The 23,389-nt window shown below is 53.4% G+C and carries 15 protein-coding genes and 1 pseudogene; 10 read left to right on the top strand and 6 right to left on the bottom strand.

The window, feature by feature from the left end; all coding sequences use genetic code 11:
• Window positions 1-22: 22 nt before the first annotated feature.
• A complete protein-coding gene (gene dnaG / locus F1728_RS22325) occupies window positions 23-1,939 on the bottom strand; it encodes a DNA primase (RefSeq protein WP_194242472.1) in 1,917 nt (638 codons plus the stop codon).
• 461 nt (window positions 1,940-2,400) lie between these two features.
• Window positions 2,401-4,041: a hypothetical protein gene (locus tag F1728_RS22320; protein ID WP_155365920.1), complete on the bottom strand. Its 1,641-nt coding sequence runs from the start codon at window positions 4,039-4,041 to the stop codon at window positions 2,401-2,403.
• Window positions 4,042-4,604: 563 nt separating this feature from the next.
• Between F1728_RS22320 and F1728_RS22315 the strand changes: the two genes are divergently transcribed.
• The 4 genes from F1728_RS22315 to F1728_RS22300 all read left to right on the top strand — a co-directional run bounded on the left by F1728_RS22315 (window position 4,605) and on the right by F1728_RS22300 (window position 9,897).
• Window positions 4,605-5,501 (top strand): DUF58 domain-containing protein, encoded by an 897-nt coding sequence (locus F1728_RS22315; protein WP_155365919.1) that lies wholly within the window; start codon window positions 4,605-4,607, stop codon window positions 5,499-5,501.
• Between the two features lie 433 nt (window positions 5,502-5,934).
• Window positions 5,935-6,840, top strand: a complete 906-nt coding sequence (locus F1728_RS22310) for an ABC transporter ATP-binding protein (protein ID WP_145042727.1) — start codon at window positions 5,935-5,937, stop codon at window positions 6,838-6,840.
• 112 nt (window positions 6,841-6,952) lie between these two features.
• Window positions 6,953-8,575 (top strand): ABC transporter permease, encoded by a 1,623-nt coding sequence (locus F1728_RS22305; protein WP_155365918.1) that lies wholly within the window; start codon window positions 6,953-6,955, stop codon window positions 8,573-8,575.
• Window positions 8,572-9,897, top strand: a complete 1,326-nt coding sequence (locus tag F1728_RS22300) for a hypothetical protein (RefSeq protein ID WP_155365917.1) — start codon at window positions 8,572-8,574, stop codon at window positions 9,895-9,897. Before F1728_RS22305 ends, F1728_RS22300 begins: the two co-directional genes overlap by 4 nt.
• 100 nt (window positions 9,898-9,997) lie before the next feature.
• On the opposite strand, the gene F1728_RS22295 is transcribed toward F1728_RS22300, so the two are convergent.
• The 3 genes from F1728_RS22295 to F1728_RS22285 form a co-directional block, all read right to left on the bottom strand.
• Window positions 9,998-11,653, bottom strand: a complete 1,656-nt coding sequence (locus F1728_RS22295; RefSeq protein WP_155365916.1) for a LamG domain-containing protein — start codon at window positions 11,651-11,653, stop codon at window positions 9,998-10,000.
• 95 nt (window positions 11,654-11,748) lie between these two features.
• Window positions 11,749-13,701 (bottom strand): DUF1549 and DUF1553 domain-containing protein, encoded by a 1,953-nt coding sequence (locus F1728_RS22290; RefSeq protein WP_155365915.1) that lies wholly within the window; start codon window positions 13,699-13,701, stop codon window positions 11,749-11,751.
• Window positions 13,698-15,098, bottom strand: coding sequence for a DUF1501 domain-containing protein (locus tag F1728_RS22285; protein ID WP_155367462.1), 1,401 nt, complete (start codon window positions 15,096-15,098; stop codon window positions 13,698-13,700). Before F1728_RS22285 ends, F1728_RS22290 begins: the two co-directional genes overlap by 4 nt.
• A 626-nt stretch (window positions 15,099-15,724) precedes the next feature.
• Here F1728_RS22285 and F1728_RS22280 point away from each other — a divergent pair.
• From F1728_RS22280 to F1728_RS22255, 6 genes are all read left to right on the top strand, one after another.
• Window positions 15,725-17,464: a DUF3300 domain-containing protein gene (locus F1728_RS22280; protein ID WP_194242470.1), complete on the top strand. Its 1,740-nt coding sequence runs from the start codon at window positions 15,725-15,727 to the stop codon at window positions 17,462-17,464.
• A 222-nt stretch (window positions 17,465-17,686) separates the two neighbouring features.
• Window positions 17,687-18,412, top strand: coding sequence for a DUF1559 family PulG-like putative transporter (locus tag F1728_RS22275; RefSeq protein WP_155365913.1), 726 nt, complete (start codon window positions 17,687-17,689; stop codon window positions 18,410-18,412).
• A 159-nt stretch (window positions 18,413-18,571) separates the two neighbouring features.
• Window positions 18,572-18,895, top strand: coding sequence for a hypothetical protein (locus F1728_RS22270; RefSeq protein ID WP_155365912.1), 324 nt, complete (start codon window positions 18,572-18,574; stop codon window positions 18,893-18,895).
• A 15-nt stretch (window positions 18,896-18,910) separates the two neighbouring features.
• Window positions 18,911-20,032: a leucine-rich repeat domain-containing protein gene (locus tag F1728_RS22265; RefSeq protein WP_155365911.1), complete on the top strand. Its 1,122-nt coding sequence runs from the start codon at window positions 18,911-18,913 to the stop codon at window positions 20,030-20,032.
• A 54-nt stretch (window positions 20,033-20,086) separates the two neighbouring features.
• Window positions 20,087-20,395, top strand: coding sequence for a hypothetical protein (locus tag F1728_RS22260; protein WP_155365910.1), 309 nt, complete (start codon window positions 20,087-20,089; stop codon window positions 20,393-20,395).
• A gap of 17 nt (window positions 20,396-20,412) precedes the next feature.
• The gene (locus F1728_RS22255) at window positions 20,413-20,724 is read left to right on the top strand and encodes a hypothetical protein (protein WP_155365909.1); all 312 of its coding nucleotides are present in this window, start codon (window positions 20,413-20,415) and stop codon (window positions 20,722-20,724) included.
• Window positions 20,725-20,954: 230 nt separating this feature from the next.
• Here F1728_RS22255 and F1728_RS22250 read toward each other — a convergent pair.
• A pseudogene (locus F1728_RS22250) lies at window positions 20,955-23,227 on the bottom strand (SulP family inorganic anion transporter).
• Between the last annotated feature and the right edge of the window lie 162 nt (window positions 23,228-23,389).

Raw genomic sequence — 23,389 nt, 5'->3', positions numbered from 1 at the left:
GCTTCTCCCAATCTCTTTTAAGTTAATGGGTCTCAAGTGAATTCTTTTTATGTCGTTTCTGGTGGAACTCGGATGCCTTCTTCAACAGCTCCTTGGCATCGGAACTCAAAGTATTGTTCTGAACGTTCTGGACCAGAACTCCTTTGGTCCGTTCATGATGTTCCCGTTCTTCCCGCCATTTGAGATTCTGAATCGAATGTTTCAGAAAATGGGGAATCCCTTCATGGGGAACAGGCGAAGAGTGGAGTTTGGTGTGAATCGCTTTTTCGTGGGCCTGAAAGTCGATTTTGACGACCAGCTGCTTCATGTCCGGATCGTCAACACGATCCAGAATACGATTCATTTCCGGGACGATCCCCTCTTCCGTTAAGTCAATGCTTAACTGGTAAAGAAAGCGTAGACGGGGATCTTTCAGGTTGGCTGGTGATATATGTTGATGAATCTGGGGAACACACTCGGGGTATACAAAGATGATTTCAAGAAGTTCGCTCTCAAGTTGATTATCTTTCGCTGAATTTTCTGAAGTTCCACCGATTCCGGAGGTGTGGTCTGCACTCGGAGTTGAATGGGGGTCGTTTGAAAGGACACTCGGATTCAGACTGGGGTTTTGCTTCTGTTTGACTTCACTTAATCGTTTTCGGACAACGGTTTCGTTTAAGCTCAGTCGATCTGCTAACTTTCTTAATATGATATCTTCACGTATTTTGCCGGTTAAGTTTGGACTTGCGGCCAGAAGCTCCAGCATTTCTTCTAAAATTCGGTGTTGTCCATCAATTGACTCCAGTCCAAATTTCTGAACACAGAGATTCAATTTAAAATTCCAGGCTTCCGGGGCTTCTGCGATCAACTGCTGCAAACTCTTTGCCCCCTGCTGTTCCAGAAAATCTGCCGGATCCTGGCCTGCCGGCAGCGTTAAAATACGTAAATCTACTTCCTGAGCGATGAATTTCGTTAAAGCCCGCTCCGCGGCCTGCTGTCCTGCGGTATCGCCATCAAATACCAGCACGACTTTACGTGCCAGCCGTTTGAGATAAGTCACATGAGATTCTGTCAGAGCGGTCCCCAGTGTGGCTACGACATTGGTCACACCAAACTGATGAGCTGTAATGCAATCAGTGTACCCTTCTACTACGACAACTGTCTCCGTTTCGCGAATTCCCTGCCGCGCTTCATCCAAGCCAAACAGCAGTTTGCTCTTAGTGAAAATCACACTTTCCGGACTGTTAAAATATTTCGCCAGTTTTGCTGAATCGGCTCCGGGCAGGATACGTCCCCCGAATGCAACAACCCGCTTTCGCTCGTCGTGAACCGGAAACATCACCCGATTAACGAAATAATCAGAACAACGTGACTGTCCCTCTTTTCTGAAAATCAGTTTTGCTTCCAGCAGCAGCTGTTCGGGAAAACGATTGCGTGATCGATTGACCAGCCATTGCCAGTCATCCGGATGAAAACCGAGATTAAACTGCCGCATGGTCTCTTCGGTAAAGCCCCGGTCTTCCATCAGGTAACGGCGGGCATATTCTCCCACCGAAGTCTCCATCAGACATTCATGGAACTGGGCTTCCGCCCATTTCATGACGTCATACAAACTCGACTTCTCTAATGGCTGTTGTCCGCCCTGCGAATGACGGGGGGTGAACTTGGGAATTTCCAGATGGGCCTTCTCGGCCAGAATCTTGAGTGCCTCGACAAAGTCGACCCGGTCGTATTCCATCACCCAGGAAAAGCAGTCTCCACCGAGGTTACAGACCCAGCAGCGCCAGGTTCCACGCTCGGGAGAGATGACCATGGACGGATTGTGGTCGTTATGAAAAGGACACAATCCTTTGAAATCGCGTCCATTAGGAGTCAGCTGAACCGACTCTGCGACCAGTTCTACCAGGTCTGTCCTCTGGCGGACCAGTTCTTTGAAATGTTGATCAAATCCTGGCGACACCAGTTTCTCCTGAACAGTTAAGAAGCAGCCCGAATGTCAGTTTCCATCAACAGCTGGAAAGTGAACATTTACACATAAACCTAGAGTGCTTCCCTGCTCAACTCCGTGTCCTTGAATTCTACACCATATAAAGAGAGGGTCAAGAAAATGCGAATCTGGATTGTTCAGACTCACCGTCGCTTAAGGTCAAAATTTGTATAATGTTACAAAAATACCTCATCGCGCAACTCCAACGGATGCCTTAAACTGACCTCTACTCCCCCTGTCTGCTTAACCCGAAAGGTTGTGATGCTTTCACACCACAGCCCCCGCAGCATTAGACAGTTGGTTTGTATGAATTATCCTTATTATACTCCCCGGGTGAGTGTCTGCAATCTTTCTGAGAAAGAAACCTGACCTGTTGAGGGACTCCCCCTGCGCAGAATGATGCAATTCGCGACAAACGTCAGGACAGCAGACTGCTAACTGGCAGCTGCTTCTTCCTGAGGTTCCTCTGTCGGGGCATCTGCCTGTTTAATCTGCCAGAGAGAGATATTGCCGAACTTCTCGCTGCACTTGGGGCATTTGGCCTTGGCGATCGCTTTGCCGGTTTTACCGCCGATCCTTTCCTTCTTACGTGAATCTTCGCTGACGATTAACTGGCAGCCCTGACATTGTCGGCCTACCAGGGTCAGCTCGATCTCGGGATCGGCTTCATAGAATTCGAGATTCTCGTTCTCAAGTGCTTCGAACTGCTCTTCGCTGTAGTGACAAGTGACCTGTCGCGTTTCGTCGGTCAGCGGAATTCCAGAGTCAGGACCGAGGTCACCGACGCTGTGCAGTTCCTGGAGTGCTTCAGCAAACTTACGATATTCGGTCAGACTGAACGTCAGATACTGATTTTCCTTGCTGTCTTCCTGTTTCGGCAGGGCGATCGCAATGCGACCTTTTCCGAAGACGGGAACGCCGGCAAAAATTGATTCGTGATCGTACATCGTCGGAAAGACGACTTTCAGCTTCGAGATCTGATCTGCAGAGAGCGTCTGTACGCTGGCGGCTGGGATTTCCGCATCGTCCTTCTCTTCGCGAAGATGCTGGGCGATATCAATACGGGCTTTATCCTGTTTATCCTTGGAGCCCCCTCCGAGGAGACCGGCTTTCACCAGACCGAGTAACAGCATGCGCTCCGGGGAAATGGCCACATCGACGGTGGTAAAAGTCTTTTCCAGACTGTTGGGTTTCAGCTTGAGCTTGGTCGGATCGACGGCATGCAGCTTCAGATTCTGGAACCAGTGCTTGTAAGCACCGGGATCGAACGACTCGGCTCCTGCTGCGGCTTCTTTCTCTGCACCAGAGTCAGCTGATTCCTCATCTGTCGCCTTGGGAGATCCCATTGGTACCAGGTACATGACATTACAGGCAGGACATTTTCCAGCAGAGCCGCGATATTCCTCGCGGACACGGATGCGATGTCCATTCGGGCAGTAAACGACAATACCACCTTCAATTTTGCCACCACGTCGACGACGGCGTCCCCCTTTACGGCGACGCTTTTCTTCTTTTTCTTCCTGCAGAGCCACATCCAGCAGTACATCGCCGCCGGTCGCTACGGAGTGATCTTCATCGGGCTCTGAGGGCGCTGCTTTTGGCTTGGACTCGTCTTCAGCTTCCGCTTTTTCGGCTGCTTCCTCTTCGGCGGCATGCTGCTGTGCTTCTTCAGCAGACTCTTCCCGTGCCAGAGGGATCGTTGATGATTCCTGTTCGCTGACCTCAACGCCACCTGCCAGTTGAAAGTCGTCGTCGCTGGCTTCGTATTCGGTGACGGAGACACTCTGATCGAGTTCGAAGTCGTCATCGTCACGATCGGAATAAGCGGTCATGGTGGCGGTAGAAGCGCGTGATTCTTCCTCAGCAGACTCGTCCGATTCTTCAGGAAGCGGACTGAAAATCATTGGCGGCGGATTTTCCTGCATCTTGCGATAGGCTTCCGCTATATCTTCCCGCATGAAAGAGCCACAGTTCCAGCAACGGACCAGACCGACGCGGACCATTTCATTACACAACGGACACGGTGTTTCATTAGAGTTGGTATTCTGTTCATCCGGAGTTATGTCGTTGGACATACTAAATCCCTGTACCTGGATAAAAACGTAGATGATGACTGGGAGATAAACAAATCATAATTACTTCATCACTTCTGAGCTGAGTATAAAACCCGAAAAGAATACAAATGAAGGAATTCAGAAGTTCGTTTAATTATGACCTGAAACGGTGAATATATGAAATTTTGTTGGAAATCCACACAGACTGTGGAGCAACGCCAGATTAACATAGCACTCGAGCAAATGCAGTAATGAATTGTCCTTTTATCAATTTTAGCGCTTTACTGGAATCAGTCTGAGCTTTTTGTCGGAAATGTGTCCATTTTGCAGACAGGCTCTGTCATAAACCTAGTTCAAACTGTCTGTAAAGCAAATGACTGCTCCGGATAAATAGAACGATCTGCGTTGGGTAATCGATATTATAATGACTAGTGCAAGAAGTATTCAAGAGTATACAGAACAGTACGCGATTTTCCGGGGCGGAATGCGCGTCTGAAATCCGGAAACCGGGAGAATCTGAAGGGACTTCCAGGCAGCAACCTGTTATACTGTCTGCATTACAGGCCCGTCGGAGCAGCAATTTCATGCCGAATGCAGAACAATACCTCAAACCGGAAGTCATCCAGACCGTGGCCCGGCTCGATCTGCGGGCCAAGTTCATCGTGGAAGGTTTTCTGAGCGGCCTGCATGCCAGCCCCTATCACGGTTTCAGTGTCGAATTCAGCGAACACCGACGCTACACCCAGGGGGATGACCCGCGCGACATTGACTGGCAGGTCTACGCCAAAACCGATCGCTACTACATCAAAAAGTACCAGGCAGAAACCAATCTGACCGGCTACCTGGTGATCGATCTTTCTGAAAGTATGGCTTATACCTATCGCCAGCAGCTCTCCAAATTTGATTACGGGATCTGTCTGGCCGCATCGCTGGCGTACATGATGATCCACCAGCAGGATCCGGTCGGCCTGATCACCTTTGGTGACAAGATCCGGAATTTCCTGCCTCCCCGCAGCAGACGGGGACAGCTGGGGAATATTCTGGCGATGCTCGCCAACTCCCAACCTGTTGGGACGACGGAGGTTTCACAAAACCTGCAGCAGATCGCTTCGATGATCAAACACCGCAGTCTGCTGATGATTTTCTCGGATCTGCTGACCGATCAAAAGGGTGTGCTCGACAGTCTGCAGCGTCTCCGTTACGCCGGGCACGATGTCATCCTGTTCCACATTCTCGACGAAGCAGAGGTCTACTTCCCTTTCGAAGGGATGGTCGATCTCCAGGAACCGGAACAGGGCGAGTCCATGGTTCTGGATGCGGAGGGCATGAAAGCCGACTATCTGGAGGCGGTTCAGGAAATGCGGGAGACCTATCGCGAGAAACTGTTCGCGATGGGCGTCGATTACGTTCCCCTGGATACCAGCATGCCGTTTGACAAAGCGCTGATTGAGTATCTTTCCCAGCGAAAAGCCCGTTTTTAACTATCCTTATGAACACAAACCGGCTTTTCCGCCGTGCGACTGAACGCAAACAGAGGTTAAGTTATACGGATTCAAAGTTAAATACTGATTAGTACCAGTCCGTTCTTGAAATCTTAACTGAGTATGCGAGTCTAATAGCTTGCAAGTGCTCGCTGCCAAATTTAGAGTGTTACTCACTTTGGATCATTGTGTTTGAATGGAATCCTGAGTTTCAGGCCCCTGTAATGGATGCTGGCCGCTCGGTGATCTGCTACTGCCGCTGTTTTTCCGATTTCTTCTTAAGAAATTGAATTTTTTACAAACAGCGCACCATCACGAATCGTAGTAAGCTCGCAGAAATTCTAGCGTTAGCTTAGTCGGGCCCCTTTGGCTCGAAATACTGTTCTCATAACTGATTATCATTTTATTCACAGTGGGGAGCTGAGAACCGCCAATGGACAACGAGTCAGTCATTCAGATCAGCAATCTGACAAAGATCTATCGTGATTTCTGGGGCCGCAAGAAAGTTCGCGCTCTCAACTCTTTAAGCCTCGAAGTAAAAAAAGGCGAAATCTTTGGTCTGCTGGGTCCAAACGGTTCCGGAAAGACGACCACTCTGAAACTGCTGCTGGGTCTGCTGTTTCCCTCGGAAGGGGAAATCAAGGTTCTGGGCCAGCCTGCCTCGAACGTCGAGAAGAACGAGCGGATCGGTTACCTGCCGGAAGAATCCTATCTGTATCGCTTCCTGAATGCGGAAGAAACCCTCGACTTCTACGGGCGTCTGTTCAAGATTTCTCCCAAGGAACGCCGCGAACGTGCTGCCGAGCTGATCGAAAAAGTCGGACTGGGACACGCCAAACGCCGTCAGCTGAAAGAATACTCCAAAGGGATGACCCGCCGTATCGGTCTGGCTCAGGCCCTGATCAACAACCCCGACCTGGTCATGCTCGACGAACCGACCAGTGGTCTGGACCCGCTGGGTACTGACGACATGAAACGCATGATCGTCGAGCTGAAAGAACAGGGCAAGACCGTGCTGATGTGCAGCCACCTGCTGGCTGACGTGCAGGACGTGTGTGACCGGATCGCGATTCTCTACGGCGGCGAACTCAAAGTTATGGGTCGCGTGGATGACCTGCTGAAAGAACAGGAAGAGACCCAGATCCTGACGTCTCGCCTGAGCGATGAAGCCATCAAAGAGATCGAACAGGTCGTCGCCAAACACAATGGTAAGGTCGATGCCATCGATCACCCGACAGCAACTCTGGAATCCCTGTTCCTGAAAACGGTTCAGGAAAGTAAAGAACGACCGGGTCAGCGCTTTGTTCCCGAGACGGAAACGAAGAAGGCTGCTGAATAAGCGGCGGGCTATGTCTGGTTGTTATTACTCACGATCATTGACTCTGTCTCGGCTGGAAGGATTCAGCAGAGCCTCATATCCAATGAGATGTTATTCACAGAAGTAAATCATTATGTCTTTTGATCCAATTCCATTCAATTGGCTGGAAGCTTTAAAACACTTTGCATTCGTGTTTGGAAGCTCCATGGTCATCGCGCTGGTCGTCTGTCTGGTGGTGGGTGTCATCACCCGCGGGACGAAGGGGTTCGTCGATGTCTTCCGCGGCGTGCTGGACTTCTTTGTGCAGATCATCCATATCTCACCCCGCCGCATCTGGTCTTTATCGGTCCTGACGATCCGCGAATCACTGCGACAGAAAATTCTGTTCGTCTTCATCATCTTTGCGGTGCTGTTCATGTTTGCCGGCTGGTTCCTGGCAGGCGCTGCAGACCGGCCCGATCTCCAGGTGCAGTCTTATATTGACTTCGTACTCAAAGCCATCAGCTGGCTCGTGATTCCAATCATGCTGCTGCTGGCCTGCTGGTCGTTACCGGAAGACATCCGATTGCGCACCATTCATACTGTTGTTACCAAGCCGGTCTACCGGATTGAAATCGTCATGGGCCGCATGCTGGGCTTCACTGTGCTCGGCACCGCAATTCTGCTCGTGATGGGTGGCGTAGGATATATCTGGATCAATCGCCAGGTGCCCGACACCGCGAAGGAGAGCCTGGTTTCCAAAGTTCCGATTTACGGCGATATCTCCTTCACCAACCGTGAAGGGGCTCCTGCGGCCTCCGGGATCAATGTGGGTGACATCTGGATGTACCGCAGCTATATCGAAGGTGCCACCAAGGCCCGGGCGATCTACAAATTCGAAGGAGTCGACGAAAGCGACGCCATCGATGACAAACTGAATCTGCAGGCTTCGTTCGAAGCCTTCCGAACCCACAAAGGGGATATGGAAAAAGGCGGGATTCTGTACGAGCTGACCTTCGTCAATGAAGACAAAGGGCTCCGCGTCGATACATCCCCGATGATCAACAAGGAATACACCGAGAACCGGTTGCAGATCGACCGTAAACTCTCACAGAAAAAGAATGAGGGCGAAGCCGACCAGGAAGTCGTGACATACGATATTTTCGACGATCTGGTCGACAAAGATGGCAACCTGACCGTCGAGGTCGCCTGTCTGGAAGCAGGGCAGTTGCTGGGGATGGCCCGTCCCGACCTCTTCATTCGTACTCCCGACCGTTCGTTCATGGTCGGTTACTCGAAAGCAATTCTGGGTATCTGGTTGCCGATGGTGCTGGTGATCATGCTCGGCGTGACCGTCAGCTGTTTCGTCAAAGGCCCGGTTGCCATCCTGACGACCTTCACCGTCGTGATGGTCGGATTCATGTCCAAAGAGTACATGAATGAAATTCTGAGCGGCAAAATGCAGGCCTCAGGTGCGATTGAAGCCTGGTATCGTCTGTTAACTCACATGAATTCTCAAACGGAACTGCCTAATGGTCCCGTAAAAGGTATAATCGTCGTCGTTGATGGTGGCATCCGGAACTTCCTCTGGCTCTGCCAGCAGATCATCCCGAACTTTGGTATCTTCTCGAATATGCGGGAATATGTCATCAAAGGGTTTGACGTTTCCTGGAGTGCAGCTCTGCTGCCGGGACTGTTGACGACAGCGGCCTATATTCTTCCCTGCTTATTGATTTCATTCTATAGTTTGAAGCTCCGCGAACTGGAGGCGAAATGAACAAACTCTCTTCCAAACATCGAAAACTGGCTTATGTCATCGCGATTATCATTCTGCTGATACCGGTGATCTGGCTGGGTATGCCTTCCACCGGTGAAGAAGGATCCGGGGGCGAACTGGCCCAGTTGCGGGTGCAGTATGAACTCGGGGAAAGTACCCTGGGTGACGTCGATCCTTCCAGCGCGTCCATGAACTTCGTTCTGCTCGGTCTGCGGGGCATCGCCACCAACCTGCTCTGGATGGATGCCAAAGACTACCAGGAACGGAAAGAATGGGCCAAGCTGCGTTCGACCGTCGATTCCATCATTCTGCTCCAGCCTCACTACATGAAGGTCTGGGACTTCCAGGGTTGGAACCTGGCCTACAACGTTTCTGCAGAGTGGGACGCCGTCGAGGATCGTTACTTCTGGGTTAAGGAAGGGATCAAGTTCCTCAACGAAGGGGTTGCCCGCAACGAACGCTTCCCCGAACTCGACTGGAAAATCGGTAACCTGCACGGCCAGAAAGTGGGTCGTTCCGATGAATGGAAACAGTTCCGTCGCTTCTACAAAGTCGACCCCAATACCGAACGGTATGACGGCGGCCCCGATCCGGAAATCAATCCCGAGCGTCTGGACAACTACCAGGTTGCGAAGCAGAAATACCTGATTGCCAACGAGAAAGAACTCAAGCACAAACAGCACCTGCAGATGCGGATGCTCTTCCGGGCTGCTCCCTGGCACGCCCAGTTCGACTATGCCAACGCCATGCAGCGTGAAGGTAAGTTCGGTAAAGAACGGACCGACGCCTGGGCACAGGGCTTCAAAGAGTGGACTACGATCTTCGGTCGTGAAGAGTTCATCACACCCAAGGGAGCTGTAGTACTCGAATGGACCGACGACGATATCGAAAACCTGGCCAAACGGGACAACGTCAGCGTATCAGATAAAAAGCACTGGACCGACCGTTACCAGAGTACTGCCAACTATCGCTTCTGGCGAACACGTGCCCTGTCCGAATCTGAGCAGCAGACCATTGATGCTCACAAAGCGATCTACGACGGCGAAGTGTCCTTCACCGAAGGTAAGTTCGACAAGGCACAGGCGGAACTCGAAAAAGGGATGTCGCTCTATGCTTCCGTCCTGAACAAGTACCCGAGTCTGATGGCCGAAGACCTGGCGATCGAAGAAGGTCTGAAAGCAGTCCTGCTCTGGCGTGACATTCATGACCTGAAAGGGATCCCTGCCCCAGAGAGCTTCCCGCTGAAGCCACTCTGGATCAAAGAACAGGGACGTGTCCCCGGTCTGCAGGAAGACCTGCGACGCGACCTTGGTATCCAGTAAGCCATCTGGTACTCAACTGAAAACAGAAAGAGCCATCCGCGTTCACGGATGGCTCTTTTTTTATCCCGTTTTCACTCCTGTATTGTCAGCGGAGGGAACGCTAGTCTGCCTGCTGCTGAAAGCGAGTCTGGACTTCTTCCGCACTTAAAGCACGCTTAAAGAGCTGCACGTCTTTCATTTTTCCATGGAAATAATCATGGGCACCGAAGCCGATCTTCAAAGGCTCTGTGTTGGACAAATCATATTCCGCGGGATCGAAGCTGGTCGACGACGCGACCAGAGCACCGTCTACATACAGCTTGAGTTGTGAATTCTGTTTGACGGCCACGATCTGTCGCCAGCCTGGCTTCAAAGCGGTGTCGTAGGTGGCACTCTTGCCTGCTTCGATGGACTTCACCCGCCCCGCTGGTAGCGTACCGGCAAAGAGGCGTCCCTCATAGACGGCCATCGACCAGACACGGCGATAGCGGACATCCGGCGTTAGATCAATTTGCCCGAGGTTCTTCCAGTTGACACCGCCGTCATAGCGATAGACCTCGGCCAGGGGAAGCGATCCGGAGTACATGGCCCCGTTGTAAACAACCAGCGGCATGCTTTCCTTTTCCTCGCCCAGTCGTCCCGCCAGTTCCCAGCGTTTGTCGCCTGCATAACGATAGACTTCCGCATGCGGCCATTCGCTGACATACAGGTTTCCCTCGTACACAGCAAAGCCGTAAGTCTGCGTGGCTTCTCCCACCTGTCCGGCATGCGTCCATTTCTTTCCGTCATAACGGTAGACGGCGCCTTCATCGTAGCCGGTGGCAAACAGGTCGCCGTTATAGATCGCCATCGATTCCACCCGCTTTCCGTCGGGCACATCGCAGGCGGTCCAGGTGGTTCCCCCATCGTAGCGATAAAAGGCAGCAGGGGCATACATGGAGGAGGCATACAGTTTGCCCTTGTAAACCACCATCCCATTAATCGCTTCAACGCCGGGCAGATTTCCACAGTGTTTCCACGTTCCGTCACCTAGGTAACGATAGACGTTGCCCCCCATATTCGGGTTTTCGGACTCTGCCAGTGAGGAACCTTTCAGCCGGTACTTTCCCGTTCCCGCATACAGGTGCCCCTGATAGACCGCCAGCGAGGAGACGGCATTACACTTGTCCGGTGTTCCACAGTCGATCCATTTTTTCCCGTACTCGTACTGATAAACGTGTCCGGCTGCTTCCGCACCGGGCACACAGGTTCCTGCATAGAGTTTGCCATCGTGCACGGCCATGCTGTAAATCAGAATGGCATTGCCCAGTTGCCCGTGATCGGTCCATTGAGAATCCACTTTGCCGTTATCGATGCCGAACTGCAGATGATGCCAGTTCGACTGGCTGCTGGTTACCCCGGCGTTATTTTTGATACTCAGCTGGAAACCCCGGCGGGTTTTACGATCGTATTTGCTGCACAGGGTACCGATGACGTCTCCCAGGTCGGCACTTGTATTCACGGTCAGTGCCAGTGAAAAGTCGCCCGTTCCCAGGGAGAGCGATTTTGAATCGGGAACTTCCAGATACGCGGTGCCACCATCAAAGACGGCCGGTTGTCCCGCTTTCAATTTCACGCCATGATTGACACCGTGATTCTGGAACGAACTCTGATCCCGGGCATCTCCCTCGAGTCGCCAGTTTCCTATCAACGCATCTTCCGCATGCACATCGAGTGGAACATCACAGCTCAACACACTGATTAACAGTAACGACCAATACCACTTCACTCGCATCATCAGTCACTTCCCTTCTTGATTAGTCTGAATATCCAAGGTGCGTCTCGTTATTTAATATTATTAACAAAATAGCAGAACAAAATTTTTTCTAAAGATCAATCGACATAAATAAATTCATTCGAATTCAAAACCGCCAGGCAGAGGTCCGTCAGCGCTGCGCCCGCGTAAGGATCCTTTGTGGCCTGCTTACCAAGAGGGAGCAGCAGCTGATCGGCAGTGCGTTGCTCCCGCTGTAGTTCTTCGCCCTGAGATTTCAGAAACTGAACGAGTTCGACCAGTTCTGCTTTCCCTGGCTGACGTCCCAGCGCACGTCGGATCAGGAGGGTGACCTGCTGTCGGGGGCTGAAACCGGCCTCGTCCTGAATCAGTCCCGCCAGCTCTCGTGCTGACTTGAGCGAACTTTCCGAGTTCATCATCAACAGCGCCTGTGGAGCCGTGGTTGAGTTACCCCGCCGGGGACAGCTGTTATTCGCATCGGGCCGATCAAAGGCTTCGAACAGAGGATAACGAAGGTTGCGTCGCGCAAAGACATAGATACTGCGGCGGTAGTGATCCTCTTGGCGGGGACTGGTTTTCCACTGATCCTTGAGCAGGGTAGCCCTCAGTTCCTGAGGCAGGGGCGGCATGACGCCTCGACCACCGGTTCGCTCGGAGAGTTTTCCGCTGATCGATAACAGCGCATCGCGGATCACTTCCGCATCCAGACGCTGACGGGGATACCGCGAAAGCAGTGCGGCAGCGGGATCGTGTTCCAGGCTTTGTTTCCAGGCAGTGCGTTGTTCCATATTGTGGGTCTGTAAGCTGCTGGCCTGCTGATACACTCGCGAGGTCAAAATCAGACGATGCAGCGACTTCAGCTTCCAGCCGGTCTCCATGAATTCGGCAGCCAGCCAGTCCAGCAGTTCCGGGTGCGAGGGAGATTCTCCCATCAGACCAAAGTCACTGGGGGAGGCACACAGGCCCCGCCCGAAGTGATGCTGCCAGACCCGATTTACAATTACCCGCGACGTGAGGGGATGCGATTTCTGCGTTAACCAGTGCGCCAGAGCGAGCCGTTGCTGAGGTGCTTTCTGCGATTCGAGCTGCTGCTCATGGGAATTCGCAATCCGTAAGAAGGCAGGTTCAACTTCAGGGCCGGGACGACGCCAGTCGCCGCGGAGCATCACATGACTGGGCTTCTTTTTTTTATCTGTTGCAGCGAGAGTCGTTACCGAACGATTCTTCACCGGTTGCACCGCCGGTTCAAAGAAGGCCCTCAGACGATAAAAGTCGAACGTGCTGATCGGATCATATTTATGATCGTGACACTGGGCACATCCCAGCTGCAGGGCCATGAACACGGAACCAACCGTGGAAGTCATTTCATTGAGCAGCGTGTGGCGTCGTTCTTCCTGTGAATTGATGTCAGGCATATCGGGTCCGGAGAGACAGAACGCCGTCGCTGTCCGGGCATCGGAATTGTCAGGGGCAATCACATCCCCGGCCAGTTGCCAGCGGACAAACTGATCGTAGGGCATATCGGCATTCAGCGCCTTGATCACCCAGTCCCGGTACTTCCAGGCATCGGGGCGAATCTTGTCGTGTTCGTAGCCGTCCGTTTCTGCAAACCGGGCCAGATCGAGCCAGTGCTGGGCCCAGCGCTCGCCATAGCGGGGCGAAGCCAGCAGGCGATCCACGAGTCGCTCATACGCATCATCAGTCTGGTCTGCTAAAAACTGATCGACTTCCGCCGGCGTGGGAGGTAAGCCGATGACATCAAAGTAAACGCGACGGATCAGCGTTACCCGTTCTGCATCCGGAGCCGGTTGCAATCCCTCGGCTTGCAGCTTCGCGAGGATGAATCGATCGATGGGCGTCCGCGGCCAGTTGCTGCGTTTGACTTCCGGCAGCGCCGGTTTTTGAATTGGTTGAAATGCCCAGTGATCGCGGTCTGACTCGGTCAGGGGAGACTCTGTCAGTGCCTTCGATTCTTCGGCTGATACGCTGACAGGCAGTGACAGACAGAGCAGACAACACCAGCAGCTGGCATACTTACGGAATCCTTTCATGTGAGCAGTCCTTTCACAATCTCGACTTCCGCGGGGCCAGTCAGACGCTCATCCAGGCCGTTATGAAAATAGGTCAGCGTTTCATGATCCAACCCCAGCAGATGCAGGAGGGTCGCGTGAAACTGATTCACGTGCACGGTCTGTTCCGCGGCGCGTAAGCCGATGGGATCGGTGGCCCCGTAAGCGCGGCCCCCCGTGATACCTGCACCGGCCAGCCAGCCACAATAGCCCCACGGATTGTGATCGCGGCCTTTGCCTTGCTCACTCATCGGCATGCGACCAAATTCGCCGCACCAGACCACCAGCGTGTCCTCCAGAAGCCCCCGCTGCTTCAGATCCTTGAGCAGCGCTGCGATCGGCTGATCGGTCTTGCGGCAATAGGCGGTATGATTCTTCGTTACATCGCTGTGTGCATCCCAGCCCACGGTATCGCCGGAGTAAAGCTGAATGAAACGCACGCCACGCTCCACCATACGACGCGCCAGCAGACAGCGTTCGCCGAAATCGCGCGTATCTGGATCGTCGAGTCCGTACATTTTGTGCGTCGCGGGTGTCTCCTGTGTCAGGTCGACAATTTCCGGAGCCGCGGTCTGCATGCGGAAAGCCAGCTCATAGGCGGCGATCCGGGCTGAGAGTTCGTCGTCCCGATCGCGGGCTTCCAGGTGGCGTCGATTCATGGATTGAACCAGATCCAGGGTCGCTCTTTGCTGGCGGGCAGAGATCCCGGCGGGAGGTTTGAGATTCAGAATCGGCGTCTGCCCCGATCGCATGGTCGTTCCCTGGAACGTGGCCGGCAGGTAACCGCTGCCCCAGGCCGGTGGTCCTCCCTTCACGCCGCCCCCCGGATCCGGCAGGACCACAAAGGCGGGCATGTCTGCATTCTCGGAACCGAGACCATAGGCCACCCAGCTGCCCACACTCGGATGCCCCATCAGGATACTGCCCGTATTCATCTGGTAGACCGACTGCGGATGATTCACGCTGTCACCATGCAGTGAGCGAATCACGCACAGGTCGTCCACGAGTGCGCCGGTGTGTGGTAGAAAGTCACTGACTTCCAGTCCCGACTCACCGCGTTTGCGAAAGGGTTTGATCGGTGCCAGCAGAGGATTCTGTGCCACCTTGCGGCGCGTCATGACTTTGCCGAAACTTTCAGGCAGTGGTTTGCCCGCGTATTTGATCAGATCCGGTTTGGGATCCCACAGATCGACATGACTGGGACCGCCGTGCATGAAGAGCCAGATGATTCGTTTGGCGCGCGGAGGAAAGTCTGGTTTGCTGGAAGAGAGCGCTGAGTTCGCTGCAGCGTGCGCCGGCCGTTCCTGTTGCAGCAATGCGTTCAGAGCCAGCATACCCATTCCACCGCCGGCGTTCTGCAGCAACTCGCGACGGTTCATCAGACCGGAGCAGGCAGGGCCGTGTGAAACTGGTCTCTCATGTTGATACTGACGCATGCAGACAGCTCCCTGGGGATGAGGTGCAGATGACTGCTCCTACTATATCAGGGAGTGAGGGAGGCCTCGACTGAATTCAGAACGGAATTTACTTTTGTCGAAAAATGAATGTCCGCAGTCCTGGCACGCCTGTCTGAGAGACAAGCGTGAAATTCGGCTTCTGGGATGCTGCTAATCGAACACCGGACTGCGGGTTCTGTTTCGTCATTTTTTTGAACAAAGCCGAGGGGGATTCAAAATATCCTGACTTTTTTCTTTCGATTCTGAAACCAGCTCAGGCGCGCGGAAGTATTCCTGACGCGGGGTTCACCTCATGATTCTTCTTGAATCATGACTGTTTCTTTTTGGCATCATGTTGTTTTGCAGCATCGTTTGAAGCCTGTCTGGCTGGTCAGAAATCAAGAGTTACCGGATTTTCGTTTTTTTCTGAAATCAGAAACGAACCGACTCCGGAAACTAAGCTATATGAATACTGACCAGGCGCACGTGAAGGTCATCAGCAGTCCTGCAGACAGAGTGTGAATCAGAAACAATCATTCACAGTATCAGTAAAAAAGATGGGGAGATCAATGACTTCAACTTCAACGAGTTACCTGAAAGGATTCATCACCATCACCGCCGGCCTCTGTGTTCTGCTGCAAGCCGATCTGGCCAGCGCACAACAGCCCGGTCCCCTGGCAGCACAAAATAATAGAACGCTGTCACCGCGTGCGATCGAAAGCCTGGTGACCGGCATCGCCTTCTATCCGGATGAGCTGGTCGAGACCATCCTGCAGGCAGCCCAACATCCCCTGGCAATCCGTCAGGCTTCCGAAAAAACAACCGGCCGGTTCGGCGGTCGATTTGCGCAACGGGTGCAACAATTCAATCAGAGTACAGACCCGAGTGTCGCGCAGCTCAAACAGTATCCCGAGATCCTCGCACAACTGAATGACAATCTCGCGACCACGACTTTACTGGGACGCGTGTATCAGACACAGCCCGACGATGTCTGGCGGGCGATAGACAAACTGCGGGCCGAAGTCGATGCAGCGCTCGAAGCAGAACCGCAGCAGTTCGTCGATGCCAACGGTGCACCGTTGACCGGTCAGGCCGCGTATGTGGCCGCAGCCGGGTATGTCGCCGGTCGATACTTTGTACCCGCGACCATGTCAGAACTCTACGTGGCTTATGCCCATCCACAGCAAACCACTACGACCACCGTGTATGAAGGGCCTTACGCTTCCGGTTCGGCCACGCAGACCACAACCACGGGTCCTTACGGTCACGCGACCGCTTCGAGCGGCAGCAGTTCCACCACTTACACGGGACCGAACGGGAACACCGTCACCGGAAACACGCAGGGGGGCAGCGTCGTTTATCAGAATGGCCCGACAACCGCTGGTGCAGGTGCGGCGACCACTACGATTACTGGTCCCCAGGGAAATTCCGCCACCGTAACCGGAGCAGGTTTCGCAGGCAAGACGACCGTGGGTGATACGACTTACTTTGGCGCTGCGGGAGGAGGGACCGTCAATACTTCAAACGGACTTTCTGCCAGTGGTGCAGGCCAGGTCAGCGGATCAGTCACACAGACCCAGACCGGTGCGCAGTACAACACACAGTCCAGCGGGGCGATCACTACGAATACCGGCGTCGACGCGTATGGCAGTCGCAACACGAGTGGCAGTGTGAATCAGAATGCCGATGGCTCTGTGAGCGGCGTCCGTTCTTCCTCGACTGCGATTCAGGGAAATAACGGCTACGCCAACGTGCAACACAACAGCTCCGGCACTGCCACCGGAAATGGTACGGGCACCTACAATGGTTCTACCACTGTTGACTCGAGTAAAGGGTCGGCTGCGGTCAACACCACTGCGGGCGATGGTCAGGTCAGTTCGACCGTGACCACGCAGAACGGTTCCAAGACCGGTACCCTGGGAGATAGCCAGGTGGGACAGGGGTCGTCCTCAGCCAGCAGTCGAAAGGCGACGAGCAGTCAACAGGGCTCTTACCGGGCCAGCCGTCAGGCGAGTGCTGCGAATTCGCGGTACAGTCAATCCTCAAGTCAGCAGATTGCCTCGGGCCTGAAGAGCATGCAGAAGAACTGGGGGCAGCTCAGTCAGCAGCTGAACCGTTCTTCCCAGGCGGCAGCCGCACAGCGCAATACGCGGACTTACTCACAACAGCGACCGACGTCCAGCTATTCACGGAGTTCGGGATACGGTTCGAACTACTCGAGCCGCAGTAGCTCCTCTTTTTCGAGAGGCAGTTCTTCCCGGGGCAGTAGCCGAGGTTCTTCGGGGCGTTCCCGCGGTGGTCGCAGATAAACAGAGCTGATATCAGTATCAGTGGATCTACGGGCCTTTGTTCCTGCGCGAACGGAGGCCCGTTTTTTTGTCTGTGAAAAGAAATGACTTAAATACTGCGGGCTTCCCAGAAAAAAACGTTACAATGATCCTTGCAGTTCTGTTTAAACTACAGGAGGGACAATTCCAGCGGTCAGGTTCCTGCGCGCTAATCTGACTGTCACCTCAAACCGGCAGGCGACCATGACGAAGCAGAAGCGATTGATGAACAGCGTCGGTGAGATTTTCATTGTTGCAGTAATCATTCTGGTCCTCGTTATTCTTTTACTGCCGGAAGATCAGGTCGTCGATAACAGCAGCAATAGAGAACGTTTTCGCAATCAACTGAGACTGGTAGGCCTGGCTTGCCATGAATACCAGTCGGAGTATGGTTGCCTGCCCCCTGTGGTCATTTCGGATGAGAGAGGTCGACCGATCCACAGCTGGCGGGCGATGCTACTGCCCTGGCTGGAATCGCAAGGCAGGACGCAGCCACCGGCTTATGTGTATACTTTCAACGAACCCTGGTTCAGCCCTGCCAACCGACAGGCGGCATTGGATAACGCCAATCTCTATACCATGCTGGTCTCCACTGATGACAGAGAGGTTGTTCAGAAATCAAAATTAGCAGCCGTGATCGGCGCGCAGACTTACTGGAGCCCCTCTGGTGAATGCCGTCGTCTGCCACTGGAGGCGAATCAGGATGAACGTCACATTCTGCTGCTGGAAATCCCCAATCTGTACGGTGCATGGAGCCAGCCCAATGACGTCACCCTGGACGTGGTGCTGACACTCAGTAAGAATCAGCAGTTTGAACCGGATGGCGCGCACGTTTTATATGATGACGGCAGTGTCACCTGGTTCGCTCCTGAAGCACTGACCGAGGCGAATTTACGCCGCCTGCTCTGTCCGTTTGACACAACCAAATAAAGCGGCTTGTTTTCGTCGCAGAGATTGTCTCGAGTGAGGATACTTTCCCTTCTCAGAGCGATATCTGCTATACTGATCGGAGACGGATTATCAAATCTGTTGTGGGGAGACCATATCTGTGCTTACTCACAGTTCCTTGAGAGACAGAGCCTGACGCTGATGAAGTTTCCACTGCATCGCTTCGAAATTGAAACCGATTCCGAGAGACAACTCGCGGGGGAAGTGCAACGGGAACTCCTGAGTGTACCGAAGATTGTAAAACAGGAATTCTCGGAGCAGGAATGGTTCGCTTTTAGGCTGGTCCTGGAAGAGTATGTGGTGGAACTTTTGAAAGAGAGGCGGTCCGCCGCCCTCCGTTCCCGGCACGGAATAGCGGGAAGCTGTCAGCTGAGCGTCCTGTTTGAGCAGAGACAGATTTTGATCTCTTTTAACGGACAGGAAAAAGTGCTGCAGTATCCGGAAGATGGTCCGGTCGTTTCGTAAGGGGCAGGCGGGGAAGTGAAACATCACAGTCAGCTCAAATGGTTTTTATTGCTCTTGGTCCTGCTGGGAGGAGCGGTCTTTTTCCGGTACTTCACTGATGATCCGCTGACGGCCGCCAAAACACAACTGAGAGCAAAAGGCTATAAAGTCAAGGCAATTCATTACTCCAATCCCATCGACGACTCGCTCGGGAAACTTAAAAAGATTCTCAACAGGGAATCACTCAGAGTGACCTGCATCGAATGGTATACTCCCCGGGAATCCCTGGAAATCACGGAAGAACTTGACAGGCTTGCCCCCTATATAGAAACACTCCAGTGTGGCTTAACCAAAGTCTCCGACCAGGATGCCCTGATCCTCGGAAAGATGCATCAGTTGAAACATCTGCAAATTTATGGCCCGGACCTGTCGACGCGGGGAGTCTCGCAGCTCTCCCAGCTGAAGCACCTGACCTGGCTGGAACTCTATGCGCCTCAAGCGACCGACGAATCACTCCGCTGGTTAGAGCAGAACGATCAATTAAGCTGGCTCTATCTGTCTGATTCCCAGGCAGGAACTGCAACCATGCAACGCATTGCCCATCATCGAGAGATGGTGCGTCTCGATTTGCAGGGAACCAGGATTGAATCTTCTGACCTGCAATATCTAACGGGCTTTCCTCGACTACACATGCTGGAATTAAACAGGACCTTCATTGATGATCAGGCTGCGGCTTATCTCGGTCAGATGCAGTCTCTCGGCACACTCTATTTGAGTGAGACGGAAGTGGGTGACGAGGTCTGTCGGGCACTTGCGGAACTTCCTGAGTTGAGATCATTAAAACTCGACGACACCCTGGTGACCGATCAGGGTGTGCAGACTCTGCTGGAAGGGCGTGCCCCACTGAAAGATCTTTCGTTGCGGCGTTGTGACGTCTCTGCCAAAGCGTTCATGGAGGCCAGATCCTGGCCTGCCGAACTGGAGACCCTGTCAGTCCGCGGGACGGCGATTAATGGGAGAGAGATCCTGGCAATGATCGAGAGTCATCCGTCTCTGATCAACGTCGGCTATAATCAGCGTGATACTGACTCAGATATTATTGAACAAATCGATGCAATGCTTGAGAAACGCCGCGCGCATAATCAAAACCGCAGATAAGACGTTTGACGGCATTACCAGTCAACCAGCTAACAAAACATAAGGAGCCTGAGCATGTATAAGCCTCTCGCAATTTTTTTCCTGGTCCTTTGCCTGTCACTGATCAATACTTTTTCAACTTCAGCAAAGTTTCAGGCTCCCCAGCTTCCCAAAGAGGTGGCTACGATCAGTGTGGTGCAGACTCCCGATGGTCCCCAGCTGAAAATACAGGCGGGTGATCTGGTCTGTACAACAAAGGAACTGAAAGCGCAACGCAAAAAAGAAGAGCCGTGGACCGTGAAACCGGTGGGGGGCCAGGTTGAGATGCGGCGTGGTGATAAAGTCAATCAAGGCCCCATCATCAAAGTGTTACTCCGTTTCTAAGTCATACAAAGGAACCAATGATGTTCAAAGCCAAATCGATCTTAGCCCTGGTAAGTTGCCTGCTCCTGATGTGCGCACTCCCCGCTTCGGAAGGAAACCAGAAACCGAAAGGCGGGAATGAACTGGTCCGTCTGCGGGCGGTTCAGACCAGTGCCGGTCCGCAGTTGGAGATTAAGGCTGGTGACTTTACCTGTACCACTTCAGAATTGACGGTCCGCCGTAAACAGGGGGAGCCGTTTACGGTCAAGCCGGCCAATGGGAAGGTGCAGGTCCATCGCGGGGGAACGATCTCCGAAGCGGGACAGATTGAAATCGCACTGCGATTTTAAGTCATGGCCAGCAGCAGTCTGTGCCAGGTCGCGTTTCTTAATTCGGATGGTAAATACCAAAGACGTTTCAACCGGGGCTAACGCCCTGCAGCTAATTTGGCTTTACTGCAGTTGAAGTCCTGAAAGCAAGAGTAACAGCAGACCCTCGGCCACGGTGGATACTTACATAGCTAACGCTGTCGACCTCATGATCACACCGAAAACTATTAAATAAACGCTACCTGGCAGAGTTAATCGGTGACACTGCCTGCTTCGACGTTGGAGTGTTCCTCTGTCAGGAATTCCATCTTGCCGCTTTTGACGTCGTAGAGAGCACCGACGACCATCACCTTCCCGGTCTGAACCAGATCCCTGATGACCTGGCTGCGGGCGGAGATCTCATGCACGCTGCGGTAGACGTTGCGGCGGGCGACTTCGTCGACGAACTGCTCCCGCTCTTCAGGGCTCATTTCATCCAGACGCTCACACGCTTCTTCATCAACGCACGGTATAACTTCGTGAACGATGGAATCGAGGTGCGCACAGCCCGTGACCTGGGTGGGATCGCTGTGATCGCACATCAGTTGTACGGTGGAAGCGACGGCACCGCAGCGGGTATGCCCCAGCACCAGTACGAGTTTGACTCCCTCAACCGAGACGCCATATTCGATACTGCCCAGGGATTTGTTGCCGATCACATTACCGGCAACGCGGACGCTCAGAATATCGCCAATGCCCAGATCGAGAACCAGTTCCGCGGGTACGCGCGAATCGATACAGCTCAAGACGACCGCCAGTGGGTGCTGTTCTCCTGCCGTCGCGTTGACCTGGTGACCGAGATCGCGAGAGAGCCGGTTTCCGGTATGGAAGCGTTCGTTGCCATCCTGCAGAATCTTGAGCGCCTGCGCGGGAGTAATCTGATCTTTGAGATCACGGGTGGAATAGTCGGCAAACTGAATTTCGTTTTGCAGTTGATACTTGCGTTTGAAACCGCGGAGGCTGACCGAGATGCCGCGTGCAGGACCGATTTTGGTCTTGAATTCCTGAATCAGACTCAGAATATCCGGGTCGATGTAATCGGTGTTGCTGGCATCAATCAGCATCTTGCTGCCGGGCTCTGCTTCGTTGAAGATCTGGTCCAGTGCCGCCCGGTTCAGGAAGCTGACCTGGTTAGCCAGTTCAATATGCAGGACATCGCCGCCGGCATGTGTTTCGAGGATACGGCGAATGGGCTGACGCAGGCTGCTGTTCAGAATAAAGAGCAGACTGACTCCCAGGCCAATCAGAATCCCGATCAGCAGGTCGGTGAAGACGATGGAGAGCAGCGTGATGATGAAGGGGAGAAACTGATAGCGTCCCTCAGACCACATCTGTTTGAAGAGGGTGGGACTGGCGAGCTTAAAACCGGTCACCAGCAGAATCGCCGCCAGTGCTGCCAGCGGAATCAGATTCATATACATGGGGAGCAACGCGACCGCGATCAGCAGCAGAACCCCATGGAAAATACAGGAGATTTTGGTTTTGGCTCCCGAGTTGACGTTAACCGAACCACGGACAATCACCGAGGTCACCGGCAGACCACCAATCAAACCGGATACCATGTTGCCGACTCCCTGGGCCACTAGTTCGCGGCTCGGCGGTGAGTTGCGGTTTTCAGGATCCAGTTTGTCGACCGCTTCCAGGTTGAGCAGCGTTTCCAGCGACGCCACGATGGCAATCGTCGCGCCTGCCAGATAGATGGCGGGATTCAGGAACTGCGAGAAGTCGGGTAAGGTCAGGAAGGTCAACAGATCTTTGGCCGACTCAGCGACTGGGATCTGTACCATGTGACTGGCTTCAATCGCCCAGGGGCCGCCGAGACGCTGAAACAGCAGATGCATGGACACGCCGAGCAGAACCACAATCAGCGGACCGGGGATCACCGAGTTCTTCAACATTTTGACCCGTCCCCAGACGACGAGCAGCAGAATCGAAGTCAATCCAACGGCTGCGGCTCCATAATGGAAGTCCCCTTCGAAGACGGTCAACAGTTCGGAAAAGGTGTTCTGCTTGTCCGGCTGAGTGAAGGACATTTCCCCTTCCGGGTCGGTATCATGGCCGACAACGTGGGGAATCTGTTTCAGGATCAGAATCACACCAATGGCAGCCAGCAGGCCTTTAATTACACTGGAAGGGAAAAACGCCGAGAGTGAACCGGCACGGACCACTCCCAGAATGATCTGAATCACGCCGCCGACCATGACGGCCAGCAGGAATGCTTCGAACGATCCCAGGGTGGCGATCTGAGCAACAACGATGGCTGTCAAACCAGCAGCAGGTCCACTGACGCTGGTACTTGATCCACTAATGGATCCGACGACCAGACCGCCGACAATTCCGGCCAGCAGTCCTGAGAAGAGGGGGCTCCAGATGCCAGGGCGATTCCCAGGCAGAGCGGCAGAGCCACCAGAAACACAACGAGACCTGACGTCAGGTCACGGGGTAAATACGAAAGCGGATACCCAGTGGCGCGCGCATCATTCATGGTAGTCAACTCAAACTCAAAAACTCGGTTGGCGGGTAATTTGTGGAAGCGGACCCGTCTTCCCGGCATCTGAGAGCCAGGTGACAGACAACTTTCCACAGCGATGCTTCAGAACGGGTCCTGAAAGCATCAGACCGGGCTCGGAAGAGCGGCAGTCATGGG

It is taken from the genome of Gimesia benthica (assembly GCF_009720525.1).
Classification (GTDB): Bacteria; Planctomycetota; Planctomycetia; order Planctomycetales; family Planctomycetaceae; genus Gimesia; species Gimesia benthica.
This window is presented reverse-complemented; position numbering and strand designations above follow the sequence as displayed.

Coding starts and splice junctions, on each gene's coding strand:
- F1728_RS22315 (WP_155365919.1), top strand. CDS start 4,605: ATGCCGAATGCAGAACAATACCTCAAACCGGAAGTCATCCAGACCGTG.
- F1728_RS22310 (WP_145042727.1), top strand. CDS start 5,935: ATGGACAACGAGTCAGTCATTCAGATCAGCAATCTGACAAAGATCTAT.
- F1728_RS22280 (WP_194242470.1), top strand. CDS start 15,725: ATGACTTCAACTTCAACGAGTTACCTGAAAGGATTCATCACCATCACC.
- F1728_RS22295 (WP_155365916.1), bottom strand. CDS start 11,653: ATGATGCGAGTGAAGTGGTATTGGTCGTTACTGTTAATCAGTGTGTTG.
- F1728_RS22305 (WP_155365918.1), top strand. CDS start 6,953: ATGTCTTTTGATCCAATTCCATTCAATTGGCTGGAAGCTTTAAAACAC.
- F1728_RS22275 (WP_155365913.1), top strand. CDS start 17,687: ATGACGAAGCAGAAGCGATTGATGAACAGCGTCGGTGAGATTTTCATT.
- F1728_RS22285 (WP_155367462.1), bottom strand. CDS start 15,098: ATGAACCGTCGCGAGTTGCTGCAGAACGCCGGCGGTGGAATGGGTATG.
- F1728_RS22270 (WP_155365912.1), top strand. CDS start 18,572: ATGAAGTTTCCACTGCATCGCTTCGAAATTGAAACCGATTCCGAGAGA.
- F1728_RS22320 (WP_155365920.1), bottom strand. CDS start 4,041: ATGTCCAACGACATAACTCCGGATGAACAGAATACCAACTCTAATGAA.
- F1728_RS22290 (WP_155365915.1), bottom strand. CDS start 13,701: ATGAAAGGATTCCGTAAGTATGCCAGCTGCTGGTGTTGTCTGCTCTGT.
- F1728_RS22300 (WP_155365917.1), top strand. CDS start 8,572: ATGAACAAACTCTCTTCCAAACATCGAAAACTGGCTTATGTCATCGCG.
- F1728_RS22255 (WP_155365909.1), top strand. CDS start 20,413: ATGATGTTCAAAGCCAAATCGATCTTAGCCCTGGTAAGTTGCCTGCTC.
- F1728_RS22260 (WP_155365910.1), top strand. CDS start 20,087: ATGTATAAGCCTCTCGCAATTTTTTTCCTGGTCCTTTGCCTGTCACTG.